At 62.1% G+C, this 14,171-nt stretch carries 11 protein-coding genes; 3 read left to right on the top strand and 8 right to left on the bottom strand.

Annotated features, from left to right (window positions below):
- Positions 1 to 2 precede the first annotated feature (2 nt).
- From F0320_RS05180 to F0320_RS05170, 3 genes are read right to left on the bottom strand one after another with little or no spacing between them, the layout of a single operon-like run.
- The gene (locus F0320_RS05180) at positions 3 to 866 is read right to left on the bottom strand and encodes an efflux RND transporter periplasmic adaptor subunit (protein WP_126329056.1); all 864 of its coding nucleotides are present in this window, start codon (positions 864 to 866) and stop codon (positions 3 to 5) included.
- Complete coding sequence (locus F0320_RS05175; RefSeq protein ID WP_047650509.1) at positions 863 to 1,078, bottom strand: DUF1656 domain-containing protein; 216 nt, start codon at positions 1,076 to 1,078, stop codon at positions 863 to 865. The genes F0320_RS05180 and F0320_RS05175 overlap by 4 nt, the downstream gene beginning before the upstream one ends.
- Positions 1,071 to 3,053: an FUSC family protein gene (locus F0320_RS05170; protein ID WP_126329057.1), complete on the bottom strand. Its 1,983-nt coding sequence runs from the start codon at positions 3,051 to 3,053 to the stop codon at positions 1,071 to 1,073. The genes F0320_RS05175 and F0320_RS05170 overlap by 8 nt, the downstream gene beginning before the upstream one ends.
- Before the next feature lie 76 nt (positions 3,054 to 3,129).
- On the opposite strand from F0320_RS05170, the gene F0320_RS05165 reads away from it, so the two are divergent.
- A complete protein-coding gene (locus F0320_RS05165; protein ID WP_126329058.1) occupies positions 3,130 to 3,924 on the top strand; it encodes an AraC family transcriptional regulator in 795 nt (264 codons plus the stop codon).
- Here F0320_RS05165 and F0320_RS05160 read toward each other — a convergent pair.
- Positions 3,921 to 4,811, bottom strand: coding sequence for an oxidoreductase (locus tag F0320_RS05160; RefSeq protein ID WP_126329059.1), 891 nt, complete (start codon positions 4,809 to 4,811; stop codon positions 3,921 to 3,923). The genes F0320_RS05165 and F0320_RS05160 overlap by 4 nt on opposite strands.
- A gap of 105 nt (positions 4,812 to 4,916) precedes the next feature.
- Here F0320_RS05160 and F0320_RS05155 point away from each other — a divergent pair, with 105 nt between their 5' ends.
- A complete protein-coding gene (locus F0320_RS05155; protein ID WP_126329060.1) occupies positions 4,917 to 6,038 on the top strand; it encodes a YbdK family carboxylate-amine ligase in 1,122 nt (373 codons plus the stop codon).
- Here F0320_RS05155 and F0320_RS05150 read toward each other — a convergent pair.
- From F0320_RS05150 to F0320_RS05140, 3 genes are all read right to left on the bottom strand, one after another.
- Positions 5,989 to 9,123: an efflux RND transporter permease subunit gene (locus F0320_RS05150; RefSeq protein WP_126329061.1), complete on the bottom strand. Its 3,135-nt coding sequence runs from the start codon at positions 9,121 to 9,123 to the stop codon at positions 5,989 to 5,991. The genes F0320_RS05155 and F0320_RS05150 overlap by 50 nt on opposite strands.
- Positions 9,124 to 9,132: 9 nt before the next feature.
- Positions 9,133 to 10,197: an efflux RND transporter periplasmic adaptor subunit gene (locus F0320_RS05145; protein ID WP_126329062.1), complete on the bottom strand. Its 1,065-nt coding sequence runs from the start codon at positions 10,195 to 10,197 to the stop codon at positions 9,133 to 9,135.
- Between the two features lie 105 nt (positions 10,198 to 10,302).
- Positions 10,303 to 13,011 (bottom strand): cation-transporting P-type ATPase, encoded by a 2,709-nt coding sequence (locus tag F0320_RS05140; protein ID WP_126329063.1) that lies wholly within the window; start codon positions 13,009 to 13,011, stop codon positions 10,303 to 10,305.
- Between the two features lie 488 nt (positions 13,012 to 13,499).
- Here F0320_RS05140 and F0320_RS05135 point away from each other — a divergent pair, with 488 nt between their 5' ends.
- Positions 13,500 to 13,748 carry a DUF1158 domain-containing protein gene (locus F0320_RS05135; protein ID WP_013097677.1) on the top strand — a complete coding sequence of 83 codons (249 nt, stop codon included), beginning with the start codon at positions 13,500 to 13,502 and terminating at the stop codon, positions 13,746 to 13,748.
- A gap of 57 nt (positions 13,749 to 13,805) precedes the next feature.
- Here F0320_RS05135 and F0320_RS05130 read toward each other — a convergent pair whose 3' ends face one another.
- Positions 13,806 to 14,147 (bottom strand): RamA family antibiotic efflux transcriptional regulator, encoded by a 342-nt coding sequence (locus tag F0320_RS05130; protein ID WP_047650664.1) that lies wholly within the window; start codon positions 14,145 to 14,147, stop codon positions 13,806 to 13,808.
- Between the last annotated feature and the right edge of the window lie 24 nt (positions 14,148 to 14,171).

Genomic DNA, 14,171 nt, shown 5'->3' with positions numbered 1-14,171 from the left:
ATCTACCGCCCCACCTCCACGCTCGCCGACAGCCCCGCCACCAGCTCAACCCCCTCCGGCAATCTGTCGATATGAATGCGCACCGGCACGCGCTGCGCCAGCCGCACCCAGCTAAAGGTGGGCTCGACGTCGGGCAGACCCAGCCCGCCCGTTTCGTCGTTACTGTCCCCGATCCCATGCCCGATGCTCTCCACGTGACCCGTGATGACAGGCTCGTAACCCATCAGCACCACCTGCGCGGCATCCCCGACGCGAATATGGCGCAGCTTGGTCTCCTCAAAGTACCCCACCACCCAGAAGCTGTGCGCATCGACGATGGCGACCTTCGTCTCCCCCGCCGTCGCGTAGTCTCCGGGGCGAAGCCGCAGGTGCGTGACGTACCCCGAGACCGGCGCGCGCACGGTGGCGTGCGCCAGATTCAGCTCTGCCAGATCCAGCGCGGCCAGCGCACCGTGATAATTGGCCGCCGCGACGTTCGCCGCGCTGCCGGTTTGCTGTAAATCCTCGCTGGAGATGGCGTTTTTAATCAGCGTTCGTCGGTGGGCCGCATCCTGGCGCATCAGCATCTCATGGCGCTTCGACTCGACGTCCGCCTGCGCGCTGACCACCGCCAGCCTGAGCCAGCGCGGATCGATGGTGTAAAGCACATCGCCCCGGTTCACCCACTGATTATCCCGCACGGCCACGCTGATGACCGGCCCGGAGACGTCCGGCGCAATCTGCACCACGTCCGCCCGCACGCGGCCGTCGCGGGTCCACGGCGTTTGTGCGTAGTGTTTCCACATCATAAAGGCCAGAAGCGTGGCCGCCGCGACGGCGCTTAAGGTCAGCGCATAGCGAGCCAGTAAAGAGAGCAGTGATTTCATGACAATAACCCCAACGCGGTCAGACCCTGCATCAGCAGGAAAAAGGTGACGATCCAGGTTGAAACATCCATCAGCGGGCGAAACGGCAAGCGCCGGTAGAGCCTGCTGAGCGAGAAAAGCGCGACGAGGCCCAGCGTGCAGACCAGCGCCGCGAGGGCGACCGTCAGCAGCCCCGGGATAAAAACGCCGCCGATATTGAGATCGTTAACCATGGTCTGGCCCTCGTAATGCACAGTGCAGATCCACCAGCCTGAAGACCAACTGGCGCGTATGCTCATCTGCCGCAGGCAGATAGCGTTCGATAAGGGTAACGATGCGTTCGCGCAAGGCGTGGCGGTCCGCGGCGTTTATCCGATGAAAAAGCGCGTCAACCTCCCTGCCGGACGGTGCGTCACTGCGGCGTAAATGCATGACCGCCAGCCCCAGACGCAGCGCGTTCAGCAGCCGATCGAGCGCCTGCTCCGGCGCGCGCGCGCTGCGCTGCAGGCGCGGCAGCACCAGGGCGGTTCGGTCAATCATCAGGTTGATCCAGTGCGTTTCATCAACCCGCAGCGAGCCCTTCACGCTGCGGCGAATGTCGCGCTGGCAGAGGTTCAGCAGACGCGTGATGGCGCCATCCGCCTGCACGGTTTGCAGCAGGCTCATGCTGATGACGGCAAAGCCGGTCGCGGCAAAGAGCGCAATGGCAGTATTGGCCGCAACGGCGAAGTCTCCGCTGTAGCGCGCCCCCAGCTCGCACAGAATGGGCAAGGTCAGGGTGATGCCCATCGCCATAAACGTGGTGGGCGGACGCGCCTGAAGCGACCCGGCCAGCAGATACGCCGGGGCAAGCACCGCCACCAGCACCGGGAAATCGCTCACCAGCGGCAGCAGCGCAAAGCTGTAGAACAGGCTAATGACCACGCCCCAGAATGAGCCGATGATGTATTTCACGATGTGCGGCGCCGGGGTGTCGAAGCTGCCAAACAGCGTGCAGCAGACGCCGAGTATCGAAACCGCCGTACCGCCATCCGGCCACGCTGAGAAGATCCAGACCAGACAGCCGCTCAGGATGATGGCGAAAGCCCCCAGCGCCGTGCGGGCGGCAGTTAGGGGATCGCGGTGGAAAACGTAGCCTTTCGCCGCGCGGGTTTGCATCTCCCCAAACACGGGTTTTGCATGGCGGATAGCCCCGGAAAGACGCTCGCACTGCTGCAGAAGCGCGATCGCCTCCGAGAGGTAGCGGATAAAGCTGACCTGCAGCGCGTCGTCAAACGTCTGCGCCTGCGCGGCATACCGATCGATGAGAAGCGCACAGCGGAGCCGCAGCGCGTCTGCCGTGCTGCTGGCACCAGCGCCTTCAGCGGCAAGCCAGGCCTGAACGTCCTCCATCAACGCCTGCGCGTCGGCGGGCAGGGTTTCGATCGCTGGCAGGCGATCGTGCAGTTCACAGTTGACGATAACCAGCCGCGCCAGCCGGTCGTGGATCGCTTTTCTGGCCTGCCGCACCGGGGCTGAGAGGGCAAAATCATACGGAATATGGTGGCTGATGCCCTGCAGGAACTGGAGCGCCAGAGCCAGATGCAGTGGGCCGGAAGCCGCGTCGGGTTTGCCTGCTAAGGTATCCGCCACCCGCCCGCGCGCGGCCTGTAGCGTCTGGGATAGCTTAGCGTTGAACTGGCCCGATACCCGCGCGGGCAGCACGTAGCGGTGGATCAGCGCCGCGCAGAAAATCCCAATCGCGATCTCCTGCACGCGGACAATGGCGACGTTAAAGATGCCGCCGGGATCGGACACCGCAGGAAAACCAATCAGGCTCGCGGTGTAGCCTGCCAGCACAAACGCGTAAGCCCGGGGCGTGCGTTCCAGCAGGGAGAGCCACAGGCAGAATACGATCCAGCCCGTCAGCACCACGCTGCACAGGACTGGCGTATTCGCGAAGGCGGGCACAATCACAACGGTCGCGCTGGCACCCGCCACGGTACCGGCCAGCCGGTAGAGGCTTCTGCTCAGCGATGCCCCAACCGAGGTCTGCGACACGATGTAAACCGTAATAATCGCCCATGAGGGACGCTCGAGGCCGATCGACAGCGCAATGTAATAAGCCAGCATCGCCGCGGCAAAACTCTTCGCAGAGTAGATCAGCGCGCCCGCATCGTTTCGCAGCGCGGCGGGGAGACGAACGGAATGAGATAGGATGTTTTTCATGCCGGGATTATTACCGGCTTGCAGACCCGCTTAAATACTCTATTCTGTCAAAAAATACCTAAAAGCTGCCAGAATCGTGAAACCTCAACCTGCTACTACGCTGTATGACCCCGACTCTACCGCCAGCCCGGCAGTGGCGCGTCATCTGGACTTCGTGGACTACGCCGCGGAAGTGCCGGTGCATACCCACCGCAAGGGCCAGCTGATTATTGCCCGATACGGTGCGGTTAGCTGTTACGCGGAGAATGATATCTGGATCGTGCCGCCGGACTGCGCCGTCTGGATCCCCGGCGGGATCCCGCACAGCGCCAAAGCGACCTGGAACGCGCATCTCAACTATCTGTTTATTGAGCCCGGCGCGGCGGCGCTGCCGGAAAAATGCTGCACGCTGGCGATCTCGCCGCTGATTAAGGAGCTGGTCGATCGTCTGACGCGCGAAGGCGTGGATTATTCCCCGGACGGCCACGTCGCCAGGCTGACCCGGGTCACGCTTGACGAGCTCGCCAGCATGCCGCAGCAGAAGCTGAGCCTGCCGGTCTCAGCCGATCCGAAAATTCGCGCCATGGCCGACGCGCTGGTCAGCCGCCCTGAGGACAGAAGCACCCTGAAGGAGTGGGCGAAACGGCTCGCCCTCAGCGAGCGCTCGTTTGCCCGCCTGATGCAGCGCGAGACCGGGCTGAGCTTCGGGCGCTGGCGTCAGCAGCTGCATTTGATTATTGCCCTGCGTGAGCTGGCAAGCGGCGTGCCCGTCCAGAACGTGGCGACAACGCTCGGATACGAATCCGTGAATGCGTTTATCACCATGTTCCGAAAATCGATGGGCAGCACGCCCGCCCATTACTTTGCCGAACGGAAAAACAGCGGCCGTTAGCCCGGCCCCTCGCTCCCCGCCGCCAGCAGAGGCACCACCACGTCGCTGATGGGCACCGCAATCCCGTGCTTGCGGCCGTAGCGTTGGATCACCCCGTTGCGGATATCCCACTCCATCGGGCGATCGGCCTGACGGTCGGCCAGGATCGAGGTGCCCAGGTCCTCAGGCGCACGCTGGAAGTTCGCCAGAATTTCCTGCGCTACGTCATCGTCCAGCTTCGCCCCTTCGGCGCGGGCGACGGTAAGCCCCTCGCGCAGGTAGGCCAGCGCAAGCTCGCTGATATCCTCGCGCCTGAACATCCCGGCGCGGCGGTTAGAAAGCACCATCAGCCCGGCGACCGCGTTTTGCAGCAGCTTGCGCCACGCGACGTTGGCGAAATCAGCCGAAAGCTCAACCGCACATCGCGTACCGCGAAGCGCCTCCACCACCCGCTGCGCCTGCGGCACGTCCGGCAACGTCAGGCGCGGTTTGGCGCGCAGCCAGACGGAGGCATCCGGCTCGCGCTGGGCCGGGAACCAGACCACCGACGGCAGCACCGCCGCGCCGTTAACCCACGGCTCAAGCTGGGCTTTTTGCTCCACGCCGTTTTGCAGGGCGCAGACCACGGTGTTTTCATCGCACAGGGCCCGCAGCCACCCGGCGCTGTCGGCATTTTGCGTCGTTTTTACCGCCACAAAAACCAGATCGACGGGGCGCGTGATGACGGCCGGATCGGTTAATACCGGACCGGGCACCACCGTTTCACCCTCGTCGTGGCGCAGGCGTAATTCCGCGTGCGCGGTGCGTCCGCACAATAGCGGCGTACGGCCCGCGTCATGCAACACCGCGGCAATGGTGGTCCCAATTGCGCCAGGCCCAATCAGCGCAATCACTGGATTGTCAGACATGGTTAACTCCCCTTTTCGCTAAGCCTGCTAATAGTTATACCACCCTCAAAAGTGAGCGCCACGTCGTTGTCTATACTCAACACACAACAGACAACGGAGTGCGCCATGCCTTTACCCGATTTTAAGTCCTCTGAACCTTTCACCCTCGGCATCGAACTCGAACTGCAGGTGGTTAACCCGCCGGGCTACGATCTGAGCCAGGACTCCTCCGCGCTCATCGCCGCCGTCAAAGACGACATTAAAGGCGGCGAAGTCAAACACGACATCACCGAAAGCATGCTCGAAATCGCCACCGGCGTATGCCAGAACATCGACCAGGCGGCGGCGCAGTTCTCGGTGATGCAGCAGAGCATCCTGCGCGCGGCGGCGGATCAGCATATCCAGATCTGCGGCGGCGGGACGCACCCGTTCCAGAAGTGGCAGCGTCAGGAGGTGTGCGACGACGAGCGCTATAACGTCACGCTGGAGCGCTTTGGCTACCTGATTTTGCAGGCGACGGTATTTGGCCAACACGTGCACGTCGGCTGCCGGACCGGGGACGACGCGATTTACCTGCTGCACGGCCTGTCGCGCTTCGTGCCGCACTTTATCGCCCTGGCGGCAGCCTCGCCGTATATGCAGGGTACGGACACGAAGTTCTCCTCGTCGCGGCTCAACATTTTCTCGGGATTTCCGGATAATGGCCAGATGCCGTGGGTCAACAGCTGGCAGGAGTTCGAGGGGCTGTTCCGCCGCCTGAGTTCCACCAGCATGATCGACAGCATTAAGGATCTGCACTGGGACATCCGCCCCAGCCCGCACTTCGGCACCGTGGAGGTGCGGGTGATGGATACGCCGCTGACGCTCGGCCACGCCATTAACATCGCCGGGCTTATTCAGGCGACATCGCACTGGCTGCTGACCGCGCGGCCGTATAAGCATCAGGAAAAAGATTTTCTGCTCTACCGCTTTAACCGCTTTCAGGCGTGTCGCTACGGTCTGGAGGGGATCCTGACGGACGTGCACACCGGCGAGCACAAAACCGTGGCGGAAGACATTGCGTGGCTGCTGGAGCAGGTTGCGCCGTCGGCCGAGAAGCTCGGCGCGACGAGCGCAGTCAATGAAATTGCCCTGCTGTTAAAGCAGGGCAAGAGCGAGGCGCAGCGCATGCGGGAGTTTATCGCCGACGGCGGCTCGCTTATTTCTCTGGTTCAGAAGCACTGCGAGCTGTGGGCGACGAGTCCGTAAGGCCGTGGCCCCACTCGCGCAGGCGCTGAAACAGTACGAACAGCGCCGGGATAAAGAGGATCCCCACGACGGTCGCCACCAGCATGCCGCTGAAGACCGTGGTGCCGATAATGCGGCGGCTCTGGGCACCCGCCCCGGTCGCCAGCATCATCGGCAGGACGCCGATAATGAACGACACGGCGGTCATCATCACCGCGCGGAAACGGCGCGAGGCCCCTTCCCGCGCGGCATCGACAATCGCCATCCCGTCCATGCGCCGCGCGCGGGCGAATTCCACGATAAGAATTGCGTTCTTGGCGGCAAGGGCTATCAATAGCACCAGACCAATCTGCACGTACACGTCGTTGGCGTAGCCCGCCATCCACAGCCAGACCAGCGCTCCGCCGATGGCGAACAGCACCGAGAGCATCACGCTCGCCGGGAGCGTCCAGCTCTCGTACTGGGCGACGAGGAACAGCCACGCCATCACCACCGCCGCCAGCACGATCCATATCGCCTGATTGCCGGTCTGCTGCTCCTGATACGACATGCCGCTCCAGGCGTAGTCGTACCCGGCAGGCAAATTCTCCGCCAGGATCTCGGCCATCGCCGCCATCGCGGTGCTGCTGCTCACCCCTTCCGCCGCCGAGCCGCTCACCGACACCGACGGGAACTGGTTGTACTGCTGCAGGAACGGCGCGCCGACGCTCGGCGTAATGGTGACGAGATTGCTCAGGCGCACCCGCTCGCCGCTGTTGCTGCGCACGAACAGCTCGCTGATTTGCCCGGCGCGCTCGCGCCACTGCATCTCGTTCTGCATCACCACGTGGTAGACGCGGTTGTTGACGCTGAAATCCCCGGCGCGCGTGCCGCCAAAGGCGGTCTGCAGGCTGCTGAAGATGCGCGACACCGGCACGTCGAGACGCGCGGCGCTCTCGCGGTCAACGGTCAGCGTCAGCTGCGGCACGTTGCTGCTCCAGGTGGTGAACACGCGGCTCAGCTGCGGGTGCTGGTTGGCTTTCGCCAGCACCTCACGCGTCACACGCTCCAGCTCCGCCGGGCTCTGCCCCGCCTGCGCCTGGATGCGCAGGTCGAAGCCGGAGGCGTTGCCCAGCCCCGGCAGCGTCGGCGGCGCGAACGTCATGATGGTCGCTTCCGGCAGGGCCAGCAGCTGGCGCTGCAGGGTGCCCATCACCTCATCCAGCGGCGGACGCTCGCTCCAGTCCTTCAGCATGATGGAGATAAACCCGCCGTTGGAGGCGCTGGTGCCGTTGAGAATGTTAAACCCGGAGACCTGAATCACGTCCTCCACCGCCGGATTTTTAGCGATGAGTTCGCGTGCCGTGGTCATCACCGCTTCGGTGCGCTCCAGCGAGGCCGCCTCCGGCAGCTGAACGCTGGCAAAGAAGTAGCCCTGATCCTCCTGCGGCAGGAAGCCTTTAGGCATCGACGTAAAGCTGAACGCCACCACGGCCGCCGCGCCTGCGGTGACCAGCAGCGCCAGCCACGGGCGAAGGTTGAACATAGTCACGATGCGGGTGTAGACGCCACGCGTGGCCTCCAGCCCCCGGTTGAACCCACGGAAAATCGCCGCGGGCTGCGCCGGGCGCGGACGCAGCAGCATCGCGCACAGGGCAGGTGTCAGGGTCAGCGCCACCAGGCTTGAGAGCGTCACCGCAGTGGAAAGCGTCACCGCAAACTGGCGGTACAGCTCGCCGACAATCCCCGGCAGGAGCGCCACCGGCACAAACACCGCCAGCAGCACCAGCGTCGTGGCAATGACCGGACCGGCGATCTGGCGCAGGGCCAGCGCGGTCGCCGCCGTGCGGCTCTGCCCTTCCGCCATCAGCGTTTCAACGCTCTCCACCACCACGATGGCATCGTCCACCACCATGGTCAGCGCCAGAATAATGGCGAACAGGCTGAGCGTGTTGGCGGAGTAGCCCAGCGTGTAGAGCACCGCGAAGGTGCCCACCAGGGATACCGGAATGGCGAGCGCGACAATCAGCGTCGCGCGCCAGCTTTGCAGGAACAGGGACACTACGACCACCACCGCCAGCATCGTCAGCGCCAGCGAGACGCCGATCTCTTTAATCGTGGCCGCAACAAATGAGGTAGTGTCGAATTTTACCTCGTAGACCAGGTCGTCCGGGAAGCGCGTCGAGAGGCGATCCAGCTCCGCGCGCACCGCGTCGGCCACGCGCAGGGCGTTGGCGGACGGCGTCGGGTAGATGCCGAGATAGGCGGAATCGTGCCCGTTCAGCTGCGCGCCGGAGCTGTAGCTGCGCGAGCCGAGCTCGATGGTGGCGACGTCCTTCAGGCGCACCAGCTGGCCCATCTCGCCCGCGCGGATGATGATGTCGGCAAAGTCTTCGGCCTGGCTTAAGCGCCCCAGCCCGTTGATGGTCAGGGTCTGCTGCTGGCCGTTAAACACCGGCGGCGTGCCGACCTGGCCTGCCGCCCCCTGCACGTTCTGCTCGCGCAGCGCCTGCGCCACGTCGTCGGTGGTGACGTTCAGGGCGTTCATGCGGTCCGGACGCAGCCAGATGCGCATGCTGTAGTCGCGCGCGCCAAACATCTGAACCTGCCCGACGCCCGGCAGGCGGGACAGCGCCTCGCGCACCTGGGTGCTGGCATAGTTGCTCACAAACAGCGGCGTGTGGGTGTTGTCCGGTGAGTAAAGACTTACCCCCATCATCAGGTTGGTGGCACGCTTGCGCACCTGCACGCCGTTTTGCTGCGCCTCGGTCGGCAGCTGCGCCACGGCCTGCGCCACGCGGTTCTGCACGTCGATGGCGGCGAGGTCCGGATCGGTGCCCGCCGCGAAGGTGATGTTCAGGCTGTACGAGCCTTCATCCGAGCTGGTGGACTCCATGTAGAGCATGTGATCCACGCCGTTCAGCTGGGTCTCCAGCGGCGTGGCGATGGCCTCCGCCACGTCGGCCGAACTGGCGCCCGGCCAGCTGGCAGAAACATTCACCACCGGCGGCGTAATCTGCGGATATTGCTCCACCGGGATAATCCTCAGCGCGATGGCCCCCAGCAGGGTAATGACCAGCGCAATCACCATCGCGAAGCGCGGGCGTTTGATGAAAAACGTCAGCATGATGGCTCCTTAATTCAGTATCTGGACGGCAGCGCCCGGCTGCACGCGCTGCGCGCCGTCAGTGATTGCTCGCTCACCGTTCTTCACCCCGGAGGTAATCCGGAACTGCTGTCCGATCTGTCCGTCGATCTTGAGCGGGCGCATTTCTGCCTTGCCGTCGGCGTTAACCACCCAGGCAAAGAACCCGTCGCCGTTCTGCTGGACCGCGGCGACAGGCAGAGTTAGCGCGGGCTGCTCGCTGGCAGGGCGCAGAATGACATTCACGTTGCCCCCGGGCAGGAGCTGATGGCGCGGATTGGCGAACTCGGCGCGCAGCATCACGCTGGCGGTGCGCGGATCGATGCGGTTGTCCACCGAGGTAAGCTCTCCGCTGACGCGCTGGCCGTTGCTGTCAATGAACGCCTGCCAGGCCTGCTTCATGGCGATGATATCCGCATGCTGTCCGGCTTTGGTGGCAAACGCACCCTCTTCCAGCGCAAAAGCGATGCGGATGGGGTCAAGCTGTACGACCTCCACCAGCACGCCGCTGGCAGGGTTGACCAGGCTGCCGACGTGGAACCGGCTGTGTCCTACGCGACCGTCAATCGGCGAGGTGATGCGGGTGTAGTTCAGGGTGACATTACGGGTTTCGAGCCGGGCTTTGGCCTGCTCCAGCGCGGCGCTCGCCACGTCCCTTTGCATGCGGGCGTTGTCCACGTCGTGACGGCTGATGGCGTTGCTGCTGCCCAGGCTTTCAAAGCGGGAAAGCTGCTGCTGTGCCTGGCGCAGCGTGGCTTCGGCGCTTCTCACTTCGGCCTGCGCCAGCCGCAGGGCGGCGCGCGGCTCGGCGTCGTCGAGCTCAAACAGCACGTCGCCTTTCTTCACGTACTGCCCGTCGCGAAAGTTGATTTTGGTGATGACGCCTTCCGTACGTGCGCGCAGCTCAACGGTGTGGATAGCTTCGATGCGGCCCGGGATCTGGCGCTCGGAGGCGTGGGCGGTCTGCTCCACGGTGGCGACGCGAACGGGAATGGCGGCAGCGAATACGGGTTGCAGGGTACAGGCGAGAAGTGCGAACAGGAGTGGGAGCTTCATGGGAGTACCTCAGGGTTGTTGCCCTCACCCCGGCCCTCTCCCACAGGGAGAGGGAGGTCACAGTCCCCTCTCCCCGTGGGAGAGGGTTAGGGTGAGGGCAAAAGGTTATGCAGACTTACGGAACCTGCGGGTCAGTCGCTTCTCGATTTCGACGACGAAGAACATCACGCCCGCCACCGCCAGAGTCACAAACCAGTAGCGCAGCGGCAGGGCTTCGGTGCCGAACAACATCTGCATAAACGGCAGGTAGATAATCGCCGCCTGGAGCAGGAACAGCACGCCCGTCACCAGCCAGATCCCTTTGTTCGCCAGCAGGCCGCGGTTCAGGGAGAACCCTTCGGTGTTGCGGCAGTTAATCATGTACACCCACTGGGCGCAGACCAGCATCTGCAGCAGCACGGTGCGGATGAACTCCGCGCTGTGGCCGCGCGGGGCCAGCCAGGCTTCCAGCGCAAAGGCGGCGATGGCAATCATGGTGCCGACGAAGGCCACGCGCCACACGGCGTAGGCGTCCATCACGTGCTGCCCGGTCTGACGCGGCGGACGGCGCATGATATTGCGCTCGGCGGCTTCGAAGGCCAGGCCGAAGGAGAGCGTGGCGGAGGTGGCCATGTTCATCCACAGGATCAGCACCGGCGTCAGCGGAATGATGTTCCCCGCCAGCAGCGCAATCACAATCAGCAGCCCCTGCGCGAGGTTGGTCGGCATGATGAACAGGATGGTCTTCTTCAGGTTGTCGTAAACGCGACGCCCCTCTTTCACCGCGCTGGCAATGGTGGCGAAGTTATCGTCCGTCAGGACCATGTCCGCCGCCTCTTTGGTCACTTCCGTGCCCTTGATGCCCATCGCGATGCCGACGTCAGCCTGACGCAGCGCCGGGGCATCGTTCACGCCGTCACCGGTCATGCCGACGATTTCGCCTTTGTCCTGCAGCGCTTTCACCAGGCGCAGCTTATGCTCCGGGCTGGTACGGGCGAAGATGTCATACTTCACCGCCGCTTCCGCCAGCGCGGCGTCGTCCATCTTCTCCAGCTCGTAGCCGGTGATGGCCTGCTCGCTGTTGGTGATCCCCAGCATCTGGCCGATGCTCATCGCCGTCTGCGGGTGATCCCCGGTGATCATCTTCACGCGGATCCCCGCCTGCTGGCAGGCGTTAATCGCGTCAATGGCTTCCGGACGCGGCGGATCCATCATCCCGGCGATACCGAGGAAGATCAGGCCGTGGCTCAGGTCGTCGTGCGTCAGTTCCTGCTCACCGTTCGCCGGTTTAAACGCCGCGGCGACCATGCGCAGCCCCTGACGCGCATAGCGCTCCATCTCGCTTTCCCAGTACGCGCGGTTGAAGGCTTCCGCACCGTTGCGGGTCTGCTGCTCGGCGCACAGAGCGAAAATGACGTCCGGCGCGCCGGTGATCAGGATCTGCTCCTCACCGCCAATCTGGTAGTGGGTGCTCATGTACTTGTACTGCGAGTCGAACGGGATCTTGTTAACCAGCGTGGTCAAGACCGGCTCAAGGCTGGCCTTCGCCGCCAGCACCTTCAGTGCGCCCTCAGTCGGGCCACCGGTGATGCCCCACAGGCCGTGCTCGTCCTGAATCAGCTGGCTGTCGTTACACAGGTCGATGGTGCGCAGGTACTGCTCCAGCACGGTGCCCGGCTGGATGTGGACCGGCTCGTCGCTGCCTTCCAGGTAGAGGTTGCCCACCGGCTCGTAGCTGTTGCCGTCCACGCGGTAGCAGGCGTCGGCGGTGATGATGGCTTTAACCGTCATCTCGTTCATGGTCAGGGTGCCGGTTTTATCCGAGCAGACCACGGTCATCGCGCCCAGGGTTTCAACCGTAGGCAGCTTGCGAATAATCGCCCGCTTGCGCGCCATCGCCTGCACGCCCAGGGAGAGTATGATGGAGATAATCGCCGGCAAACCTTCCGGCACGGAGGCCACCGCCAGGCTAATCAGGGAGAGCAGCAGCTCGCCCATCGGGATCTCGCGGAACGCCAGGCTGAAGACAAACAGCGCGGCCATCATCGCCAGGATAATGGCGAAGATCGCTTTACCCAGCTTGTCCATCTGCACCAGCAGCGGCGTGCGGTGCTTTTCGATGCCCGCCATCATCTGGTTAATATGGCCGAGTTCCGTATCCTGACCGGTGGCAGTGACCACGCCGACGCCGCCGCCCGCGCTTACGGTCGTCCCGGAGAAGGCCATATTGGTGCGGTCGCCCAGCGGCAGTTCACCGCTCAGCGGATTAACGTGTTTATCCACCACGGTGGATTCACCGGTCAGAATTGCCTCTTCCACGCGTAGATTATGCGCTTCAATTAAACGCATATCCGCCGGAATACGATCTCCCGCGCGTAAAACAATAATATCGCCCGGGACTATTTCAGTTGTGGGTATCGTTTCGTGGTTGCCGTTACGAATAACGCGCGCCTCGCTGGAGAGCATATTGCGAATACTCTTCAGGGATTTTTCCGCGTTGCTTTCCTGAATATGGCCAATTAAAGCATTGATTACCGCCACGCCCAGAATAACCAGCGTATCAACCCAGTGGCCCATGATTGCCGTTAATACGGCGGCGGCCAGCAGGACATAAATCAGGACATCATTAAAATGGGCCAAAAAACGCAGCCAGGCAGGCTTGCCTTTTTTCTCCGGCAGCGCATTGGGGCCATGTTTTTGCAGACGCGCCTGCGCCTCTGCACGGTCCAGACCACTGGCCTGGCTCTTCATGTGAGCAAGCACCTGCTCTGTGGTCTGCTGATATGCCAGCCCGCCGGAAGGCGGCACGTTTGGGGATAATTTTTTCTCGGTCATCGTATTTTTCCTTCAATATCCGGTGAAAAGAAGCCTGAATTCCTTTCGGGCATAAATAAATTCATTTTAAAGTCTTGCGGGTAAAATTGATCTACCGCAATATAATGACTTCTCGGTTATTCAAAACTGCTTAAAACTATTTTGATGAGCCAATTTTTACAAAATATTTCTAAACCAAATCTAAACGAGGAGGATCCATGTTTGGTATTTATCGCGGGCGTCGCCTGGCGTTATACATTATCGCAGCCATTGTTATTGCCACGTTAATTGGTTATAGCACTTATACATTTGTAAAATTATTTTCTTAACGCAGACATTTATTGACACAACACGATATTAATTTAATTGCCTGCAGAATATTATTTTATTTCTACGATTACCGCGCAGATAACGGCGTTTATTTTCCTGAAATCGGATGGGCGGGTTTATATTGCTTTACGTTCCGGGATGCCGGACAATGACATTTTTAACTGACGATTAACATTACGATGAAACACCCGTTAGAATCGCTGCTTACGGCAGGCGGCATTTTATTGCTGGCCCTGCTCTCCTGCCTGCTGTTACCCGCGCCGTCGCTGGGCCTGGTGCTGGCGCAGAAGCTGGTTCAGACCTTTCACATGGTCGATCTGAACCAGCTCTATACCATTCTGTTCTGCGTGTGGTTTTTGCTGCTGGGTGCCATCGAATTCTTCGTGCTGCGTTTCGTCTGGCGACGCTGGTTTTCACTGGCGTCGTAAGCCCATAAAAAAAGCCGGGTGGCGGCTTCGCCTGACCCGGCTTGTTTTGGTTTGCGTTCAATGCGTCCGACTGTGGTTCTCCTTGCGGTACGCGCCAGGCGGCTGGTTGAACGTACGCGTGAAGATACGGGTAAACGTCTGCTGCGAGTCAAACCCGTAACGCAGGCAGATGTCGTACACCCGGGCGTCGGATTCACGCAGATCGCGCGCCGCCAGCAGCAGCTTGCGTTCACGGATATAGCGCCCCAGGCTCTCCCCTTTGTACTGCATAAACAGCCGCTGCAGGTGCCATTTCGAGTAACCCGCGTGGCGGGCAATCTCTTCTATACGTAATGGCTGGTGTAGATTGTCGTCGATCCATTCGACGATAGTGTCGATGACTTGAGCGGAAATGGTCATACTGCTGTCCCCCTCTGCTTCTCG

Origin of the sequence: Enterobacter dykesii (assembly GCF_008364625.2) — a bacterium.
Taxonomy (GTDB): domain Bacteria; phylum Pseudomonadota; class Gammaproteobacteria; order Enterobacterales; family Enterobacteriaceae; genus Enterobacter; species Enterobacter dykesii.
This window is presented reverse-complemented; position numbering and strand designations above follow the sequence as displayed.

What these genes read in the sequence shown, in the direction of transcription:
- F0320_RS05180 (WP_126329056.1), bottom strand. Translation starts at nt 866, where the DNA reads ATGAAATCACTGCTCTCTTTACTGGCTCGCTATGCGCTGACCTTAAGC.
- F0320_RS05175 (WP_047650509.1), bottom strand. Translation starts at nt 1,078, where the DNA reads ATGGTTAACGATCTCAATATCGGCGGCGTTTTTATCCCGGGGCTGCTG.
- F0320_RS05170 (WP_126329057.1), bottom strand. Translation starts at nt 3,053, where the DNA reads ATGAAAAACATCCTATCTCATTCCGTTCGTCTCCCCGCCGCGCTGCGA.
- F0320_RS05160 (WP_126329059.1), bottom strand. Translation starts at nt 4,811, where the DNA reads ATGTCTGACAATCCAGTGATTGCGCTGATTGGGCCTGGCGCAATTGGG.
- F0320_RS05155 (WP_126329060.1), top strand. Translation starts at nt 4,917, where the DNA reads ATGCCTTTACCCGATTTTAAGTCCTCTGAACCTTTCACCCTCGGCATC.
- F0320_RS05150 (WP_126329061.1), bottom strand. Translation starts at nt 9,123, where the DNA reads ATGCTGACGTTTTTCATCAAACGCCCGCGCTTCGCGATGGTGATTGCG.
- F0320_RS05145 (WP_126329062.1), bottom strand. Translation starts at nt 10,197, where the DNA reads ATGAAGCTCCCACTCCTGTTCGCACTTCTCGCCTGTACCCTGCAACCC.
- F0320_RS05140 (WP_126329063.1), bottom strand. Translation starts at nt 13,011, where the DNA reads ATGACCGAGAAAAAATTATCCCCAAACGTGCCGCCTTCCGGCGGGCTG.
- F0320_RS05135 (WP_013097677.1), top strand. Translation starts at nt 13,500, where the DNA reads ATGAAACACCCGTTAGAATCGCTGCTTACGGCAGGCGGCATTTTATTG.
- F0320_RS05130 (WP_047650664.1), bottom strand. Translation starts at nt 14,147, where the DNA reads ATGACCATTTCCGCTCAAGTCATCGACACTATCGTCGAATGGATCGAC.